The sequence below is a fragment of the Polaromonas naphthalenivorans CJ2 genome, assembly GCF_000015505.1.
Taxonomy (GTDB): Bacteria; Pseudomonadota; Gammaproteobacteria; order Burkholderiales; family Burkholderiaceae_C; genus Polaromonas; species Polaromonas naphthalenivorans.
Genome location: NC_008781.1, coordinates 3043075 through 3056343 on the forward strand (window position 1 = coordinate 3043075; position 13269 = coordinate 3056343).

Sequence of the window (13269 nt, forward strand, 5' to 3'; positions counted from 1 at the left end):
TTTTAAATCTTGTAAACGCCGGTGCGGTGCAGCCGCACGCTGTCCATCAGGCGCCGGGTGCCGTTTTCGGGTCCAGCGAACGCCAAATATACCAAGTTGCCACGCTGCAGTACGGCGCCCAGGCAGCGGCGACTTCCCGTGCATCGCTGCGGCTGACGGATTCGCCGGAAAAATAATTGCGGCTGATGCCGCTGATCAGCCCGACATCATCGAGCGGCAGCACATTGGGCCGGGTCAGGTAGAACATCAAAAACATCTCGGCCGTCCAGCGGCCAATGCCCCGGATGGCGACCAGCTCGGCAATGATGGCTTCATCGTCCATCTCCTGCCAGTCCTGCACATGGATGCTGCCGGCGTCAAAGTTGATCGCCAGATCGACCAGGTATTCGACCTTGCGCAGGCTCAGGCCGGTGGCGCGCATGTCGTCCACCTTGAGCCGCAGCACATGGGCGGGCGTCATTTCAACCGCCAGGGCGGCAAAACGGTGCCAGACGGTTTGCGCCGCCTTCACCGAAATCTGCTGGCCGATGATGCTGCGCGCCAGCGTGCTGAAGGCGTCGCCGCGCGACTGCAGGCAGCTGTTGCCCAGCTTCGGGATCAGGCGCTTCATGACCCGGTCTTTCTTGACCAGGTGCTTGCAGGCGTCGGCCCAGTACGCGGGCACCCTGGCCGCCGCCTCTGCCGCCTGGGCCAGGTCCGCCTTTTCGGACAGCTCGATTTGCTCGATCAGGTCGAGCTGCTGGGCGAATGCAGCCGGAGCCGGAACGCTCTTTACTATCTTTTTCATAGCTGCTTACGCCCACTGGGTATGCGCAAAAGGCTTAAAAGGCTTGAAAAGTTCACGACTGCACCTCCCAGGTCGTTCCCAGAGGCGAGTCTTTGAGCACGATGCCTTGGCCCAGCAGTTCGGTGCGGATTCGGTCTGCCGCCGCAAAGTCCCTGGCCTTCTTGGCGTCGGCGCGCTGCGTGATCAATGCCTGGATGGCTGCATCGTCCAGCCCCGCACCCGCCTGCAGATAAGCCGAAGGCTCGCCCTGCAGCAGGCCCAGGCAGGCGCCCAGGCTTTTCAGCAGTCCGGCGCGTTCGGCGGAATGCGTCTTGTTGACCTCGCCGGCCAGCTCGAACAGCACGGCAATGGCTTCGGGCGTGCCGAAGTCCTCGTCCATCGCGGCCTTGAAGCGGGCTGCGAACGGGTCGGCCCAGTCGATTTCCACGGTGGCCGGCGCAACCAGAGCCAGCGCCGTGTACAGGCGCTTGAGCGAATTGCGCGCATCGTCGAGGTGCGCATCGCTGTAGTTCAGCGCGCTGCGGTAGTGCGCGCGGATGATGAAAAACCGGATGGTTTCGGCGTCGTACTTTTGCAGCACGTCGCGGATGGTGAAGAAGTTGCCCAGCGACTTGGACATCTTCTCGTTGTCCACGCGCACGAAGCCGTTGTGCACCCAGAATCGCGCCAGCGGCTTGCCGTTGGCGCCTTCGCTCTGGGCAATCTCGTTTTCGTGGTGCGGAAACTGCAGGTCGGCCCCGCCGCCGTGGATGTCGAAGGTCTCGCCCAGCGTCTGGCAGCTCATGGCCGAGCATTCGATGTGCCAGCCGGGCCGGCCCTTGCCGTAGTCGTGGCCCAGCGCCGCGCTGTCCCACTTGGCGTCCTCGGGCTCGCTCTCCTTGGCCGACTTCCACAGCACGAAGTCCAGCGGGTCGTCCTTGCCTTCGAGCACGGCGACGCGCTCGCCGGCGCGCAACTCGTCGAGCGACTTGCCCGACAGCTTGCCGTAACCCGGGAACTTGCGCACGGCGTAGTTCATGTCGCCGCTAGAGCCCCGGTAGGCCAGCCCTTTTTCTTCGAGCTTGCCGATCATCGCCAGCATCTGCGGCACGTATTCGGTCGCGCGCGGCTCCAGCGTCGGCGGCTCGATGCCCAGCGCGCCGATGTCCTGGTGCATGGCCGCGATCATCTCGTCGGTCAGCGCGCGGATGGTGATGCCGCGCTCGACCGCGCGCTTGATAATCTTGTCGTCGATGTCGGTGATGTTGCGCACATACCTGACCTCGTAGCCGCTGGCCTTGAGCCAGCGCTGCACCACATCGAAAGCCATCATCATGCGCGCATGGCCGATGTGGCAAAGGTCATAAATGGTCATGCCGCACACATACATGCGGACCTGGCCGGGAACAAGGGGAGAAAAATCCTCTACGGCACGCGACAGCGTGTTGTAAATACGAAGGCTCATGGAAATTGTCTGGGTGCGTGGTCTGACGTCTGGTTGCCAGAAAGGAAAAGAAAAGAAAAAAGCCTGTCTGCCTGGGCGCCACCGGCGGCGATGACGCTAAAACAGAAGTGAAATCCGTGGGATGGAACCGGGAATCAACGACAGGGCAAGGAGGGTGACTATACCCCCTCAGCTAGAATTACGCAGCATATCCAGCCGGTCCAGGCGCGTGTGACGACGCTGCAACCCCCGGCCCGGGCCGGGTTGCCTGGCCGCCACTTTGCGCCCCAGCGCGGCCTCATGCCTCCTCTACAACCAGCGAAAGACTTATGCCCACGCGAGCCTTCTTTTCACGCAAGCCCCCAGCCTTCGCGCTCGGCAGCTGGCTGCTGCTGGCCCTGCTAGTCGCGCCGGCCGCGCAGGCTGACGAGTACACCGATGTCAACCGCCTGATCAGCAGCAAGCAGTTCCCCCAGGCCCTGGCCAGCGCCGACAAATACCTGGCCGCCAAGCCGCGCGACCCGCAGATGCGCTTCCTCAAGGGCGTGATCCAGACCGAAACCGCCAAGACCGGCGAAGCCATCGCCACCTTCACCCAGATCACCGCCGACTACCCCGAACTGCCCGAGCCCTACAACAACCTGGCCGTGCTGTATGCCAGCCAGAGCCAGTTCGACAAGGCCCGCGAAACCCTTGAAATGGCGGTGCGCCTGAACCCGCGCTACGCCACCGCCCACGAAAACCTGGGCGACATCTATGCCCGCCTGGCCAGCCAGTCCTACAGCCGGGCGCAGCAGCTCAATGCCGGCAACGCCGGCCTTAGCCCTAAGCTGGCGCTGATCAGCCAGCTGCTGGCGCCCGCCGCCAAGGCAGCCACGCCGGCCAAGGCGCCCTGACCTTCATTCCTGACTTTTTGAAAAGACCGAACCCGTGAACCTTTCAAGCACCCCTTTCACCCGCCGCGCCGCCAGCGCCCTGCTGGCCGCCCTGACCTTCAGCGCCGGCATCGCCCTGGCCGCCGAACCCGTCGCCCCCAAGGTCAAGTTCGCCACCAGCGAAGGCGATTTCGTGGTCGAGGTCTATCCCGACAAGGCGCCCAAGACGGTCGAGAACTTCCTGCAGTACGTGAAAGACAAGCATTACAACGGCACCATCTTTCACCGCGTGATCAACAACTTCATGGTCCAGGGCGGCGGCTACGACGGCGCCTATGCCGAGAAGAAAACCCGCGCCCCGGTCGTCCATGAAGGCCGCGAGGCGCTGGCCAAGGGCGGCCCGAAAAACGTCCCCGGCACGCTGGCCATGGCCCGCACCAACGAGCCCGATTCCGCCACGTCGCAGTTCTTCATCAACGTGAAGGACAATGACTTCCTGAACCCCGGCACGCTGAACCCGGGCTATACCGTGTTCGGCAAGGTTGTCGGCGGCATGGACGTGGTCAACAAGATCAAGTCCGTGCCCACCGGCAGCGGCGGCCCCTTCCCTTCGGACGTGCCCAAGACGCCCGTCATCATCAAATCCGCAACCCTCGTCAACTAACCCCAAAAGGACATTTCCATGAGCAACCCGAAAGTAGAACTGCACATCGTCAAGCACGGCGTCATCACGCTCGAACTCGACGCTGCCAAAGCGCCCAAGTCGGTCGCCAACTTCCTGAACTACGTCAACAAGGGCCACTACAACAACACCGTGTTTCACCGCGTGATTCCCGGTTTCATGGTGCAGGGCGGCGGTTTTGAAGTCGGCATGAAGCAAAAGCCCACCGACGGCGAAATCGAGAACGAAGCCACCAACGGCCTGAAAAACGACATGTACACCGTCGCCATGGCGCGCACCAATGCGCCGCATTCGGCCAGTTCGCAGTTTTTCATCAACGTCGGCAACAACGGCTTCCTGAACCACACCGGCCAGAACGCTTCGGGCTGGGGTTACGCCGTGTTCGGCAAGGTCATCTCTGGCACCGACGTGGTGGACAAGATCAAGGCCGTCAAGACCGGCCGCAAGGGCTTTCATGACGACGTGCCGCTCGAAGACGTGGTGATCGAAAAAGCCGTCGTGCTGGCCTGAAGCTGCGTTCGGACTGAGCCCGCCTGAGTCCTGAATGGAAACCGCCCTGACCGTGCCCCGGATGGCCGAGCTTGCCGCTCCCCCGTCCTGGCGCACGGTCGATTTCATTTCAGACGTGCATCTGCATGCCGGCGACGAGGCCACCTTCGCCGCCTGGCAGGCTTACTTGCAAAGTACACCGGCCGATGCCGTGTTCATCCTGGGCGACCTGTTTGAAGTCTGGGTCGGCGACGACGCCGTCGGCGCCGACTTCCGCGCCCAGCCGCAAGCCAGTTTTGAAAACCGCTGCGCCAGCGTGCTTGCCCAGGCGGCCAGCCGGCTGGCGCTTTTTTTCATGCACGGCAACCGCGACTTCCTGGTCGGACCGGCCTTCATGGACGCCTGCCGCGCCACCTTGCTTGACGACCCGACGGTGCTGGTGTTCGCCGGCCAGCGCTGGCTGCTCTCGCATGGCGATGCGCTGTGCCTGGACGACACCGGCTACATGCGGGTTCGCCAGCAGGTGCGCGGCAAGGACTGGCAGCAGGCTTTCCTGGCCCGGCCGCTGGCCGAGCGCCAGGCGATGGCCCGCGAGATGCGCCGGCAAAGCCAGGCCCACCAGCAGGACATGGACCATGGCGGCGTGGACGACGCCGCCGCCCGCCAGTGGCTGCAGGCCGCCGACGCCCGCACGCTGATCCACGGCCACACCCACAAGCCGGCCGGGCACGACCTGGGCGAAGGCCTGTCGCGCGTGGTGCTGAGCGACTGGGATGCGCAGGACAGCGCGCCGCGCGCCGACGTGCTGCGCCTGAGCGCCTCCGGCCTGCAGCGCATCGCCCTGCTCTCCCCTTGAAGCCGGCGGCATGCTGAACTGGCTTCAATCCCTGCTGGGCTTGCCCGGCGCCCAACCCAAGGCCATTCCCGAAGCGCTGTGGCAGCACACGCTCAAGCGCTACCCTTTCCTGGCCCGGCTTTCGGCCGCCGACCGGCAGGCGCTGCGCGCGCTGGTCGGGCGGTTTTTGCAGCGAAAGGAATTCACCGGCGCGCACGGCTTGCTGGTCACCGACGAGATGGCCGTGGCCATCGCCGCGCAGGCTTGTGTGCCGGTGCTGCGCCTGGGGCTTGGCTGGTATGACGACTTTACCGGCATCGTCGTACACCCGGGCGCGATGCTGGCGCGGCGCAAGACCACCGACAGCGCCGGCGTGGTCCACGACTACAAGGAAGCGCTGCTGGGCGAAGCCATGCACGGCGGCCCGGTCACCCTGAGTTGGCAGGACGTGGCTGCCTCGGGCGAGCTGGCCGAGCGCGGCCACAACGTCGTGATCCACGAGTTCATCCACAAGATCGACATGAAGGACGGCGCGGCCGACGGCTGCCCGCCCCTGCCCTCGCGCGCCGCGCAGGCGCACTGGCACGACACCATGCAGCCCGCCTACGACCGCTTTTGCGAGCAGGTCGCCATGGCCGAGCGCTTTGGCGCCGAGCCGCCCTGGCTCGACGCCTACGGCGCCAGCGCGCCGGCCGAATTCTTTGCCGTGGCCTGCGAGGCCTACTTCGTGAACCGCGAGCGCTTCACCGCCGATTTTCCGGCCCTGACCGCGCTGTTTGACCAGTTTTTCAAGCACAAATAGGCGTTTGCGCACAGTGGGCGGGCGCAAGCAGCTACTTATTTGATAGCGCCTTGCGAAATGGCGCGCTGCAGGTTCAGCGCCAGCAGCCGCTTGAGGATTTCCTCGTCCGGCATGTCGGCGCGGTAGTCGGTCCAGCCGTAGGCGGCGGCCACGGCGGCGTCGAGCGCCTGGTGGGCCGCGTCCAGCCAGGCCGGGCGCAGGTTGTAGAGCTTGGTCAGCGTGCGTTCGGCCAGCTCTTTTTCATGGCCGTTTTTCGGCACGATGCGGTCGGGGTACGGGCTTTTTGCCATGCCCAGCGGAATCACCTCGGGCAAGCGCTGCGTCCATTCGGGAGGATTGAGCCAGTTCTCGCGCAGATCGTTCAGGCGCTTGGCGGCGCGGGCGATGTGCGTGGCGTGTTCGCGAATCGCTATGCTTTCAATAGCTGCCTGCGCCCGTGCCTTCTGCGTGCGAGCCTTGTTTGGCGCTGAAATATCGGCCGGAACCAGCGCCCCGCCCTCGATGGCTTCGGTGCGCTGATGCGCGGTGTCGGCAGGGGTCAAGCCTTCGGGGAAGGGATACGGCTCGAAAGTAGCAAGCGAGTTGTAACGGGGCCGATCTTCTAATGTTCCTCCACGCGCTAAAGCCCAAGTAAGGTGAGCACGAGAAGAAAGCAAACCAAACGTCACATCGTCAGCTCGCGGGATAACTATCAGACTGTGCTCGGGAGCAATGCTGACTGGAAAAAAGACAAAAATACGGTGCTTTGCGGTTTCCGCTGTAGCTATGTAGCGAGTTAATCCCGCAAGCTTCACGCGCAACTCTGGACGAGGGCGGCCATGACGCCACCAGTTTTTTGCGCGTTGAGCCTCTCTATTGGTAGCTCGGACGGTTTTGATGTGCCGAACTGCGTACTCAAACGGTTTTTCAAACAATGCGGCATCAGCTTCGGACATACGCGCACCAAAATCGATTGTCCAGTTCCCTGCCCAGCGGCGCGTGATGTCAGAGCCGTTATAGATCGGCTTGAGTACCACGCTATTGGGTTGACCGTTCACATTGGGTTCTCGTAACCAGTTCGCTGCAATTTCTGAAGATACTTTGAAGGGACCGGCAAGGCAAAGACCAAAATAAGAAGCATCGGCGTTCTCTGACAGTGGCTGTGCCGTGGTTAGGTCAATGGCTGACGCTCCTGCAATTTGGGCTTTGAGGTCCGGGAAAATCTGCTGAACCTCGATGCCATCTAGTGTCGCGTCATGAGCTATGTGACGTGGACAATGGGGGATGGAACATTACAAAGTCACGTTATCCGAGCCAGAAAGAGCCGAGCTGCAGGGCATTGCAGGCAAAGGCACCCACGCAGCGTCCAAAGTCATCAATGCCTTGATACTGCTCAACTGTGACCAATCAGGAGGGCGAACCGAACGCGCTCGCACGTGTGACATCGCAACCATGCTGTGCGTGAGTGAGCGCAAGGTGGACCGCATCAAGAAGAAGTTTGTCCTCGAAGGCCTGGACCTCACGCTGAACCGCCAGCCCTCCAGGTGCGAGTACGACCTGAAGATCGATGGCCGCCTGGAGGCGCAGCTGCTGGCGCTGAGTTGCTCGGCGCCGCCCGAAGGCCAGGCCCGCTGGTCGCTACGGCTGCTGGCTGACCGGCTGGTCGAACTGGAATATATCGACACCGTGTCCCATGAGACGGTGCGGCGGGCTCTCAAAAAAACGAACTCAAACCCTGGAGGAAAGTCGGCTGGGTGATCGCGCCGCCAGCGAGCGCCGCCTTCGTGGCCGCCATGGAAAAGGTGCTGGACATCTACAGCCGCCCTATGGACGCGAAGCACCCCGTGGTGTGCATGGATGAGACGCCTCGCCAGCTCATTCGCGAGACCCGCGAGCCTATTGCAGCGGCGCCCGGGCGGCCCGAGCGCCATGACTACGAATACGAACGCTGCGGCGTGTGCAACGTGTTCATGGCTAGCGAGCCGCTGGCCGGGCGGCGCCTAACCAAGGTCACTGAGCGGCGGACCAAAACGGACTGGGCGGTGTTCGTGCAGGACATTGCCGCCAGCTACCCCGACGCCGAGCGCATCACACTCGTGATGGACAACCTCAACACCCACACCCCGGGCTCACTGTACGAGGCGTTTTCCCCCGAGCAGGCCAAGGCGCTGTGGGACCGCTTCGAGTTCGTCTACACGCCCAAGCACGGCAGCTGGCTGAACATGGCCGAGATCGAAATCAACGTTATGGTGGATCAGTGCCTGAGCCGGCGCATCGACAGCATCGAGACCGTGCGCAGCGAAGTCGCTGCCTGGCAGGCCCGCCGCGACAACCTTCAGGCCAAAGTCAACTGGCAATTCACAACCAAGGATGCCCGCATCAAGCTAAAACGCCTTTACCCGACAACTTCCTCATGACGAGACACTAGTCTCGCACCCTGCGTTGCTTGGCCAAAACACACTAACGAAACACGCACGGCAGCACCTTGATTTACCCACGGCATGTCAGCCCACGCTTCATATATCCGTGTCGTCTTCTGGATACGTTCAATCACGGGACGGTTACCGCGCTGGCGAATGGAATTGGTGGCCACGAGTCCGGCGGCATAAAGCCCGGTTTTTTCAATCTGGGATCTGGCTTTTTCAAACCAAAACATCACCATATCAGCCCCGCCCGGCACTCTATCCTTGTAAACCTGCCGTAGCGTGTCAGTGTAGGCATCGCCTAGCTCTGAGCGCATCATCTTGTCGCCCAGAAACGGCGGATTTCCCATCACCACGCTGGCTTTCGGCCAATCGGCCTCGACCGGCGCAGCGCCGCAAGCGCCAAACGTCAGCAGCGCGTCGCGGCACTCGATATGGTCGAGCGGCTCCAGCACCGGGTTGGTCTTGAACTCGTAGCCGTGCAGCAGCCGCCATTGCAGCTCGCCAATCCAGACCGTGACGCGCGCCAGTTCGGCGGCGTATTCGTTCAGCTCCAGCCCCAGCATGTTGTGCGGGCCGGTCACCAGGTCGGCTTCGCGGTCCAGCCCCAGCGCGGCGGCTTCGATGTGGCTCTGGTGCTCGATGTCCTTGAGCGCCTTCAGGCCCATGAACAGGAAATTGCCGCTGCCGCAGGCCGGGTCGAGCACGCGGAAGTCCTTGAGCTGGTCGAGCCCGCCGATGAACTTGACCTGCGCGGCCTTGTAGTTTTTATCGCCTTTTTTGGTGCTTTTGGCCAGTAGCGCTTGCAGCACGGACACGAGCTGCTTCCAAACCTGTAGCAGCGGGCGCTTGAGAACGGGCTCGACGATGCGCTCGATGGTCGCCGGGTCGGTGTAGTGCGCGCCGAGCTGGCTGCGCTTGCCGGGGTCCAGCCCGCGCTCGAACAGCGTGCCGAAGATCGACACGTCAATCGCGCTCCAGTTCAGGCCGGCGGCATTGCGCAGCTCGGTCATGTCGAGCACGGTGAGCGGCGGCACCTTGATGGTCTTGAACAGCCCGCCGTTGAACCACGGAATGTCGTCGTTGCCGTACAGCCCGCCGTCACGCATCACGCTGAACAGGTTGCGCAGCCCGCCGGTCAGCTTGTCGCTGGTGAGCTTGCGGTTGTTCACCAACCCCTCGAACATGCGCCCGGGCAGCAGGCCCACGTCTTCGGCAAAAAAGCAGAACAGGCATTGCGTGAGGAAATGCGCCACCTCGTCGGCATGCGTTTGCCAGCCTTGCGGGTCGGTTTCTTTGGCCGGGCCGCGCTTGCGCAGGCCTTCGGCCAGCGTGGCAAAGCTGCGCGCGGCCGCTTCGGTGATGTCGCGGCTGGTTTTCTTGGGGCGAAAGCTCTCGGGCGCCGTCCAGATGCGGCGCAGCAGCGCCAGCTTGGCCGGCTGGTCGAGTTCGGCCAGCAGCACCGTGTGCGTCTCGCTCGGGTGGCCGGTGAACTGGGTGTGGATGCGTATCGTCAGGCGGTCGCAGACCACCAGGATGGGCGGATTGCTCAGCGCCAGGCTGTAGCTCAGCAACTGCTTGAGCGCGGCGTCGAGGTTCTTGCCGGGCGCCTTGTTTTCCCAGGCGAATGCACCGCGCCGGAACACATCGGCGTAACCCGTGCGCCCGCCGATGACGCTGTTTTTTTCTTCAAACAGGTAGCCCGCTTCACTGCCGGGCTTGGGCACGCCAAGCAGTTCGCACAAATCCAGGAAATGGCTTTGCGCGCCCTGCTCTTCATTCAGGCCATGGGCGGGGCCGCCGGGACCCCATTTTTGAATAAAGTCCTGGGGCGTCATGGCGTCCTGGCGTTGGAGGTGATGAGGGGAATCGGTGTGGGCGCGGGCCGGGCGGGCCACAGGAAAAAACCCGGCACGAACGCTCTGATGAACGTCGGTGCCGGGTTGTGATGCAGCGTTAGCCCGGAGGAGCGCGGCTTCAGCGCTTGAGCAGCGCCTTCAGCACGTTTTGCAGGCGCCGCGCATTGCCGGCGTCAAACTCGGCGGCCAGCACTTTGGCGGCGTCTTCGCCCCAAGTCTCGGCGGGCGTTGGCGCATTGCGCTTGGTGAGCAATTGCAGCTGCAGCATGCGGCGCGCACTGATGTGCTCGGCAGGCGTCGGCAACTCGGCGGCCATCTCCAGGCGCAGCAGCGCTTCAGAGGCATCCTTTTCAGCCGGTGCGCCCAGCGCCTTGGCCCAGCTGCTGCGCACTGCGGGCGCGACCAGCTTGCCCAGTTCCTGCGCGGCGGGCAGTTGCTCGGGGTCGCGCTTTTCCCAGGCGGTCAGCAGGTTGGTCAGCACTTCGCCGTGGGCCTGCATGGCGAGCTTTTTCAGCGCGTGGTTCGCCGCTTCAAAAGCTTCGCGCTGGGCGCGGAAGGCGGCATCGCCCAGGCGCGGGCCGCGCTCTTCAAATGCCGGACGGTCGCTGAAACGCTCAGGACGGCCTTCGCGCTCGGGGCGGTAAGGCTCGAACTTGTTGTCGGTGCTCTGGCGCGGGCCGCTGGGCTTGCCGCCCGGACGCGCGTCCTTGCGGTCGCCAAACTTGCCGCCACGGCCGGCGGCGACAGGCTCGGCCCGGCGTGCGCCGGGGCGGTCATCGCCGCGCATGGCGACGATGGGCTTGGCGGCGGGTTTTGGCGGCGCGGCAGGCTCTGCCGGCTCGCTGGCGGGCTGGGCGGATTCGGCGAATTCGGCTTCCAGCGCTTCAGGCGTCGGATTGCCGTCGGCATCGAGCGCGGGCGCTACGCTTTCAGTAGCAGCTTGCGCTTGTCCATCCTGCGCTACAGCCTGATTTCCTTCAGAAATCGAAGCTGCTGGCACGGCGTCGGCGGCGGTCTTGGCGTCGGCGGCGGCCTGCACCTGTCCGCGCACGGCGGCTTCGAGCGCTTTGGCAGCGGCATGGATTTTTTGCGCGTCGCCGCTGGCGGTGGCGGCCTCGACGGCCTTGGCGGCTTCAAGCACGTAGCGGTCATGCTCGCCCAGCGCGGCGGCGGCTTTTTCGCGCTCGACGGTCTTGCGCTGGAAGGCGTCGTCAATCGGCTTGCGGAAGGCGTCCCAGAGCTTTTGCTCCTGCTTGCGCTCAATCGGCACGCTCTGCGCTTCATGCTGCCAGCGCTGCTGCAGCGACTTGACGGCGTCGATGCGCAACTGCGGCTCGGCGCCCAACACTTGCGCTTCCTCGATCATGGCGCGGCGGCGGGCCAGGCTGGCGGCGCGGGCGGCGGTCAGACCAGCATCGGCCTTGTCCATGGCGGCTTTCCAGACCGGCTGGATTTCGGCAAAGGCCTTTTCGCCCAGATGGCCGGCTTCGCGCCATTTATCGACAAAGGCGTTCAGGCTGCGGATATGCATCTTCCAGTCGGTGTTGCCCTGGTTGGCTTCAGCCCAGGCGAGCACTTCGTCGATCAGCGCCTGGCGCTGGGCCTTGTGGGCTTCGGCCTGTTCCTTGACCTTTTCAAGCCAGGCTTCGACGACCTTGTGCGCTTCGTTGCAGGCGTCGTCAAAACGCTTCCACAGCGCATGGTTGGGCGTGCCGCCCTGGTCGCTGGTCTTCCACTGTTCGCGCATGTTGCGCAGGGCGTCCTGCTGCTTGCGCCCGCCCAGCGGCTTGGCCACCAGTGCTTCGGCCTTGACGACCAGTTCTTCGCGAATCTGGTCGGCACGCCAGCGCTGCCAGCCTTCGAGTTCGCCGGCGGCGGTCAGCGCGGCGTGCGCGGCAGCTTCGAGCTTGCTGTCGATGTTGCGGATGTTTTCCTTCAGCGCATGGCGCAGGTCGGCGGCGACCTTGGGCGTCGATTTGCCGTGGCCTTCAGTGACTTCATGCTCCAGCCGGGCCAGCGCTTCCTGCACGATGGCGGCGGATTTGGCGCGCAGCTCGTTCAGGGCGCCGGGTTCCATCTTGGCCTTGGGCGCACGCGCGGGCTGGCTGCCGTCGGCAGTCGCCTGGGCTTCGGATTTTGATGTCGGCAGGCCGCGTGCGGCGCGCAACTCGTCGGCCCAGACCGGCACGGCGGGCAGCGGTGCGGCGGCGTCTTCGGCGGCTTTCACCGTCAAGGCGAGCGCGCCCTGGAAAGCGTCCCAGACGGCCAGCAACTGGCCGCGCGAGGCGTCGAGCAGCGGCGGGAACTTGCCATCGACGCTGGCCCAGTTGGCATCCTGCGCGAGTTCGTCGGCCTGGGCCTGCCAGTGCGCCACGTCGGCGCGCAGGGTGTCAAGCACGGCCTCGGCATCGCGCCAGGGCTTGATCGACAGCACTTCGATGCGCTGCGCGATCAGCACGGCGGCCTCGCGCTGCACCTGGGTGCGGTGCTGCAGGTCTTCAATCGTCTTGACGCGCTCGGCGAGCTGCACTTTCAGGCCGGCCAGCGGTTCCTTGGACAGCGGCGCGCCGGCCTTGGCGGCGTCGCGCTGCCAGGCCAGGGCATCGGCCAGGTTGAGCTTGGGCAGGGCCAGCAGCGACTTGGCTTTTTCGGCCCATTCGGCAGCGATGATTTCCTGGCCCTTGCTGCGCTTGACTTCGTCGAGCTTTTCCTTCAATGGCTTGGCCGCGCCCTTGTCGCGGTTGGCCAGGTCTTTATAGACTTCGGCCATCTGCTCGGGCGTGGGTTCGGTGGCCAGCCACTGGCGGATGCGGGAAGCCCGCTCGCCCGAGGTGGCCGCTGAAAAAGCGCCGCCCGTCAGGCCGTCCAGCGGATGGGCTTCAGCACTTTTGGCGACGCTGGTTTTCACGGCAGCGGCTGGCGTGGGTTCGGCTTTGGAGGATTTGGACAAGAAAGAGCGCAGCATAGTTAAAAATCGTTTCGGAAAAAAAAGCAGCCAGAGACAGCACCTGCACCCAGCATTCGAAGCCCCGGACCGGCGTGCCTGCCGGCACTTGGTAAACAATCACGGGGGCGAAGAACTGGAAGGTCTGTCAGCGGAGGAATTCGGGTCATG

11 protein-coding genes and 1 pseudogene are annotated in these 13269 nt (G+C 64.1%); 6 read left to right on the forward strand and 6 right to left on the reverse strand.

Annotated features, from left to right (window positions below):
* Positions 1-46 precede the first annotated feature (46 nt).
* Positions 47-787 (reverse strand): DNA-3-methyladenine glycosylase family protein, encoded by a 741-nt coding sequence (locus PNAP_RS14445; RefSeq protein WP_011802267.1) that lies wholly within the window; start codon positions 785-787, stop codon positions 47-49.
* A 52-nt stretch (positions 788-839) separates the two neighbouring features.
* Positions 840-2231 carry a cysteine--tRNA ligase gene (gene cysS / locus PNAP_RS14450; protein ID WP_011802268.1) on the reverse strand — a complete coding sequence of 464 codons (1392 nt, stop codon included), beginning with the start codon at positions 2229-2231 and terminating at the stop codon, positions 840-842.
* A gap of 308 nt (positions 2232-2539) precedes the next feature.
* On the opposite strand from cysS, the gene PNAP_RS14455 reads away from it, so the two are divergent.
* From PNAP_RS14455 to PNAP_RS14475, 5 genes are read left to right on the forward strand one after another with little or no spacing between them, the layout of a single operon-like run.
* Positions 2540-3106: a tetratricopeptide repeat protein gene (locus PNAP_RS14455; RefSeq protein WP_011802269.1), complete on the forward strand. Its 567-nt coding sequence runs from the start codon at positions 2540-2542 to the stop codon at positions 3104-3106.
* Between the two features lie 34 nt (positions 3107-3140).
* Positions 3141-3749: a peptidylprolyl isomerase gene (locus PNAP_RS14460; protein ID WP_011802270.1), complete on the forward strand. Its 609-nt coding sequence runs from the start codon at positions 3141-3143 to the stop codon at positions 3747-3749.
* A gap of 18 nt (positions 3750-3767) precedes the next feature.
* Positions 3768-4277: a peptidylprolyl isomerase gene (locus tag PNAP_RS14465; protein WP_011802271.1), complete on the forward strand. Its 510-nt coding sequence runs from the start codon at positions 3768-3770 to the stop codon at positions 4275-4277.
* A 34-nt stretch (positions 4278-4311) separates the two neighbouring features.
* Positions 4312-5112 (forward strand): UDP-2,3-diacylglucosamine diphosphatase, encoded by an 801-nt coding sequence (locus tag PNAP_RS14470; protein WP_011802272.1) that lies wholly within the window; start codon positions 4312-4314, stop codon positions 5110-5112.
* 10 nt (positions 5113-5122) lie between these two features.
* Positions 5123-5893 carry a M90 family metallopeptidase gene (locus PNAP_RS14475; protein ID WP_011802273.1) on the forward strand — a complete coding sequence of 257 codons (771 nt, stop codon included), beginning with the start codon at positions 5123-5125 and terminating at the stop codon, positions 5891-5893.
* Positions 5894-5928: 35 nt separating this feature from the next.
* On the opposite strand, the gene PNAP_RS27055 is transcribed toward PNAP_RS14475, so the two are convergent.
* Together PNAP_RS27055 and PNAP_RS28335 are read right to left on the reverse strand one after the other, a co-directional pair.
* Positions 5929-6435 (reverse strand): hypothetical protein, encoded by a 507-nt coding sequence (locus PNAP_RS27055; RefSeq protein WP_198140645.1) that lies wholly within the window; start codon positions 6433-6435, stop codon positions 5929-5931.
* Positions 6436-6450: 15 nt separating this feature from the next.
* A pseudogene (locus PNAP_RS28335) lies at positions 6451-6828 on the reverse strand (type IIL restriction-modification enzyme MmeI); the annotation flags it as partial.
* A gap of 328 nt (positions 6829-7156) precedes the next feature.
* Here PNAP_RS28335 and PNAP_RS25735 point away from each other — a divergent pair.
* A protein-coding gene (locus tag PNAP_RS25735) for an IS630 family transposase (RefSeq protein ID WP_086000545.1) occupies positions 7157-8289 on the forward strand; the annotation gives its coding sequence in 2 pieces (ribosomal slippage) (positions 7157-7589 and positions 7589-8289; 1134 coding nt in all).
* On the opposite strand, the gene PNAP_RS14495 is transcribed toward PNAP_RS25735, so the two are convergent.
* On the reverse strand, positions 8268-10133 hold the full coding sequence (locus tag PNAP_RS14495) for a DNA methyltransferase (protein WP_011802275.1): 1866 nt from the start codon (positions 10131-10133) through the stop codon (positions 8268-8270). The genes PNAP_RS25735 and PNAP_RS14495 overlap by 22 nt on opposite strands.
* A 139-nt stretch (positions 10134-10272) precedes the next feature.
* Positions 10273-13119, reverse strand: coding sequence for a DUF349 domain-containing protein (locus tag PNAP_RS14500; RefSeq protein ID WP_011802276.1), 2847 nt, complete (start codon positions 13117-13119; stop codon positions 10273-10275).
* Positions 13120-13269: the final 150 nt, after the last annotated feature.

Bases quoted from the DNA above. Each gene is read 5' to 3' on its own strand.
- PNAP_RS14445 (WP_011802267.1), bottom strand. From the start codon at position 787: ATGAAAAAGATAGTAAAGAGCGTTCCGGCTCCGGCTGCATTCGCCCAG.
- cysS (WP_011802268.1), bottom strand. From the start codon at position 2,231: ATGAGCCTTCGTATTTACAACACGCTGTCGCGTGCCGTAGAGGATTTT.
- PNAP_RS14455 (WP_011802269.1), top strand. From the start codon at position 2,540: ATGCCCACGCGAGCCTTCTTTTCACGCAAGCCCCCAGCCTTCGCGCTC.
- PNAP_RS14465 (WP_011802271.1), top strand. From the start codon at position 3,768: ATGAGCAACCCGAAAGTAGAACTGCACATCGTCAAGCACGGCGTCATC.
- PNAP_RS14470 (WP_011802272.1), top strand. From the start codon at position 4,312: ATGGAAACCGCCCTGACCGTGCCCCGGATGGCCGAGCTTGCCGCTCCC.
- PNAP_RS14475 (WP_011802273.1), top strand. From the start codon at position 5,123: ATGCTGAACTGGCTTCAATCCCTGCTGGGCTTGCCCGGCGCCCAACCC.
- PNAP_RS14495 (WP_011802275.1), bottom strand. From the start codon at position 10,133: ATGACGCCCCAGGACTTTATTCAAAAATGGGGTCCCGGCGGCCCCGCC.
- PNAP_RS14500 (WP_011802276.1), bottom strand. From the start codon at position 13,119: ATGCTGCGCTCTTTCTTGTCCAAATCCTCCAAAGCCGAACCCACGCCA.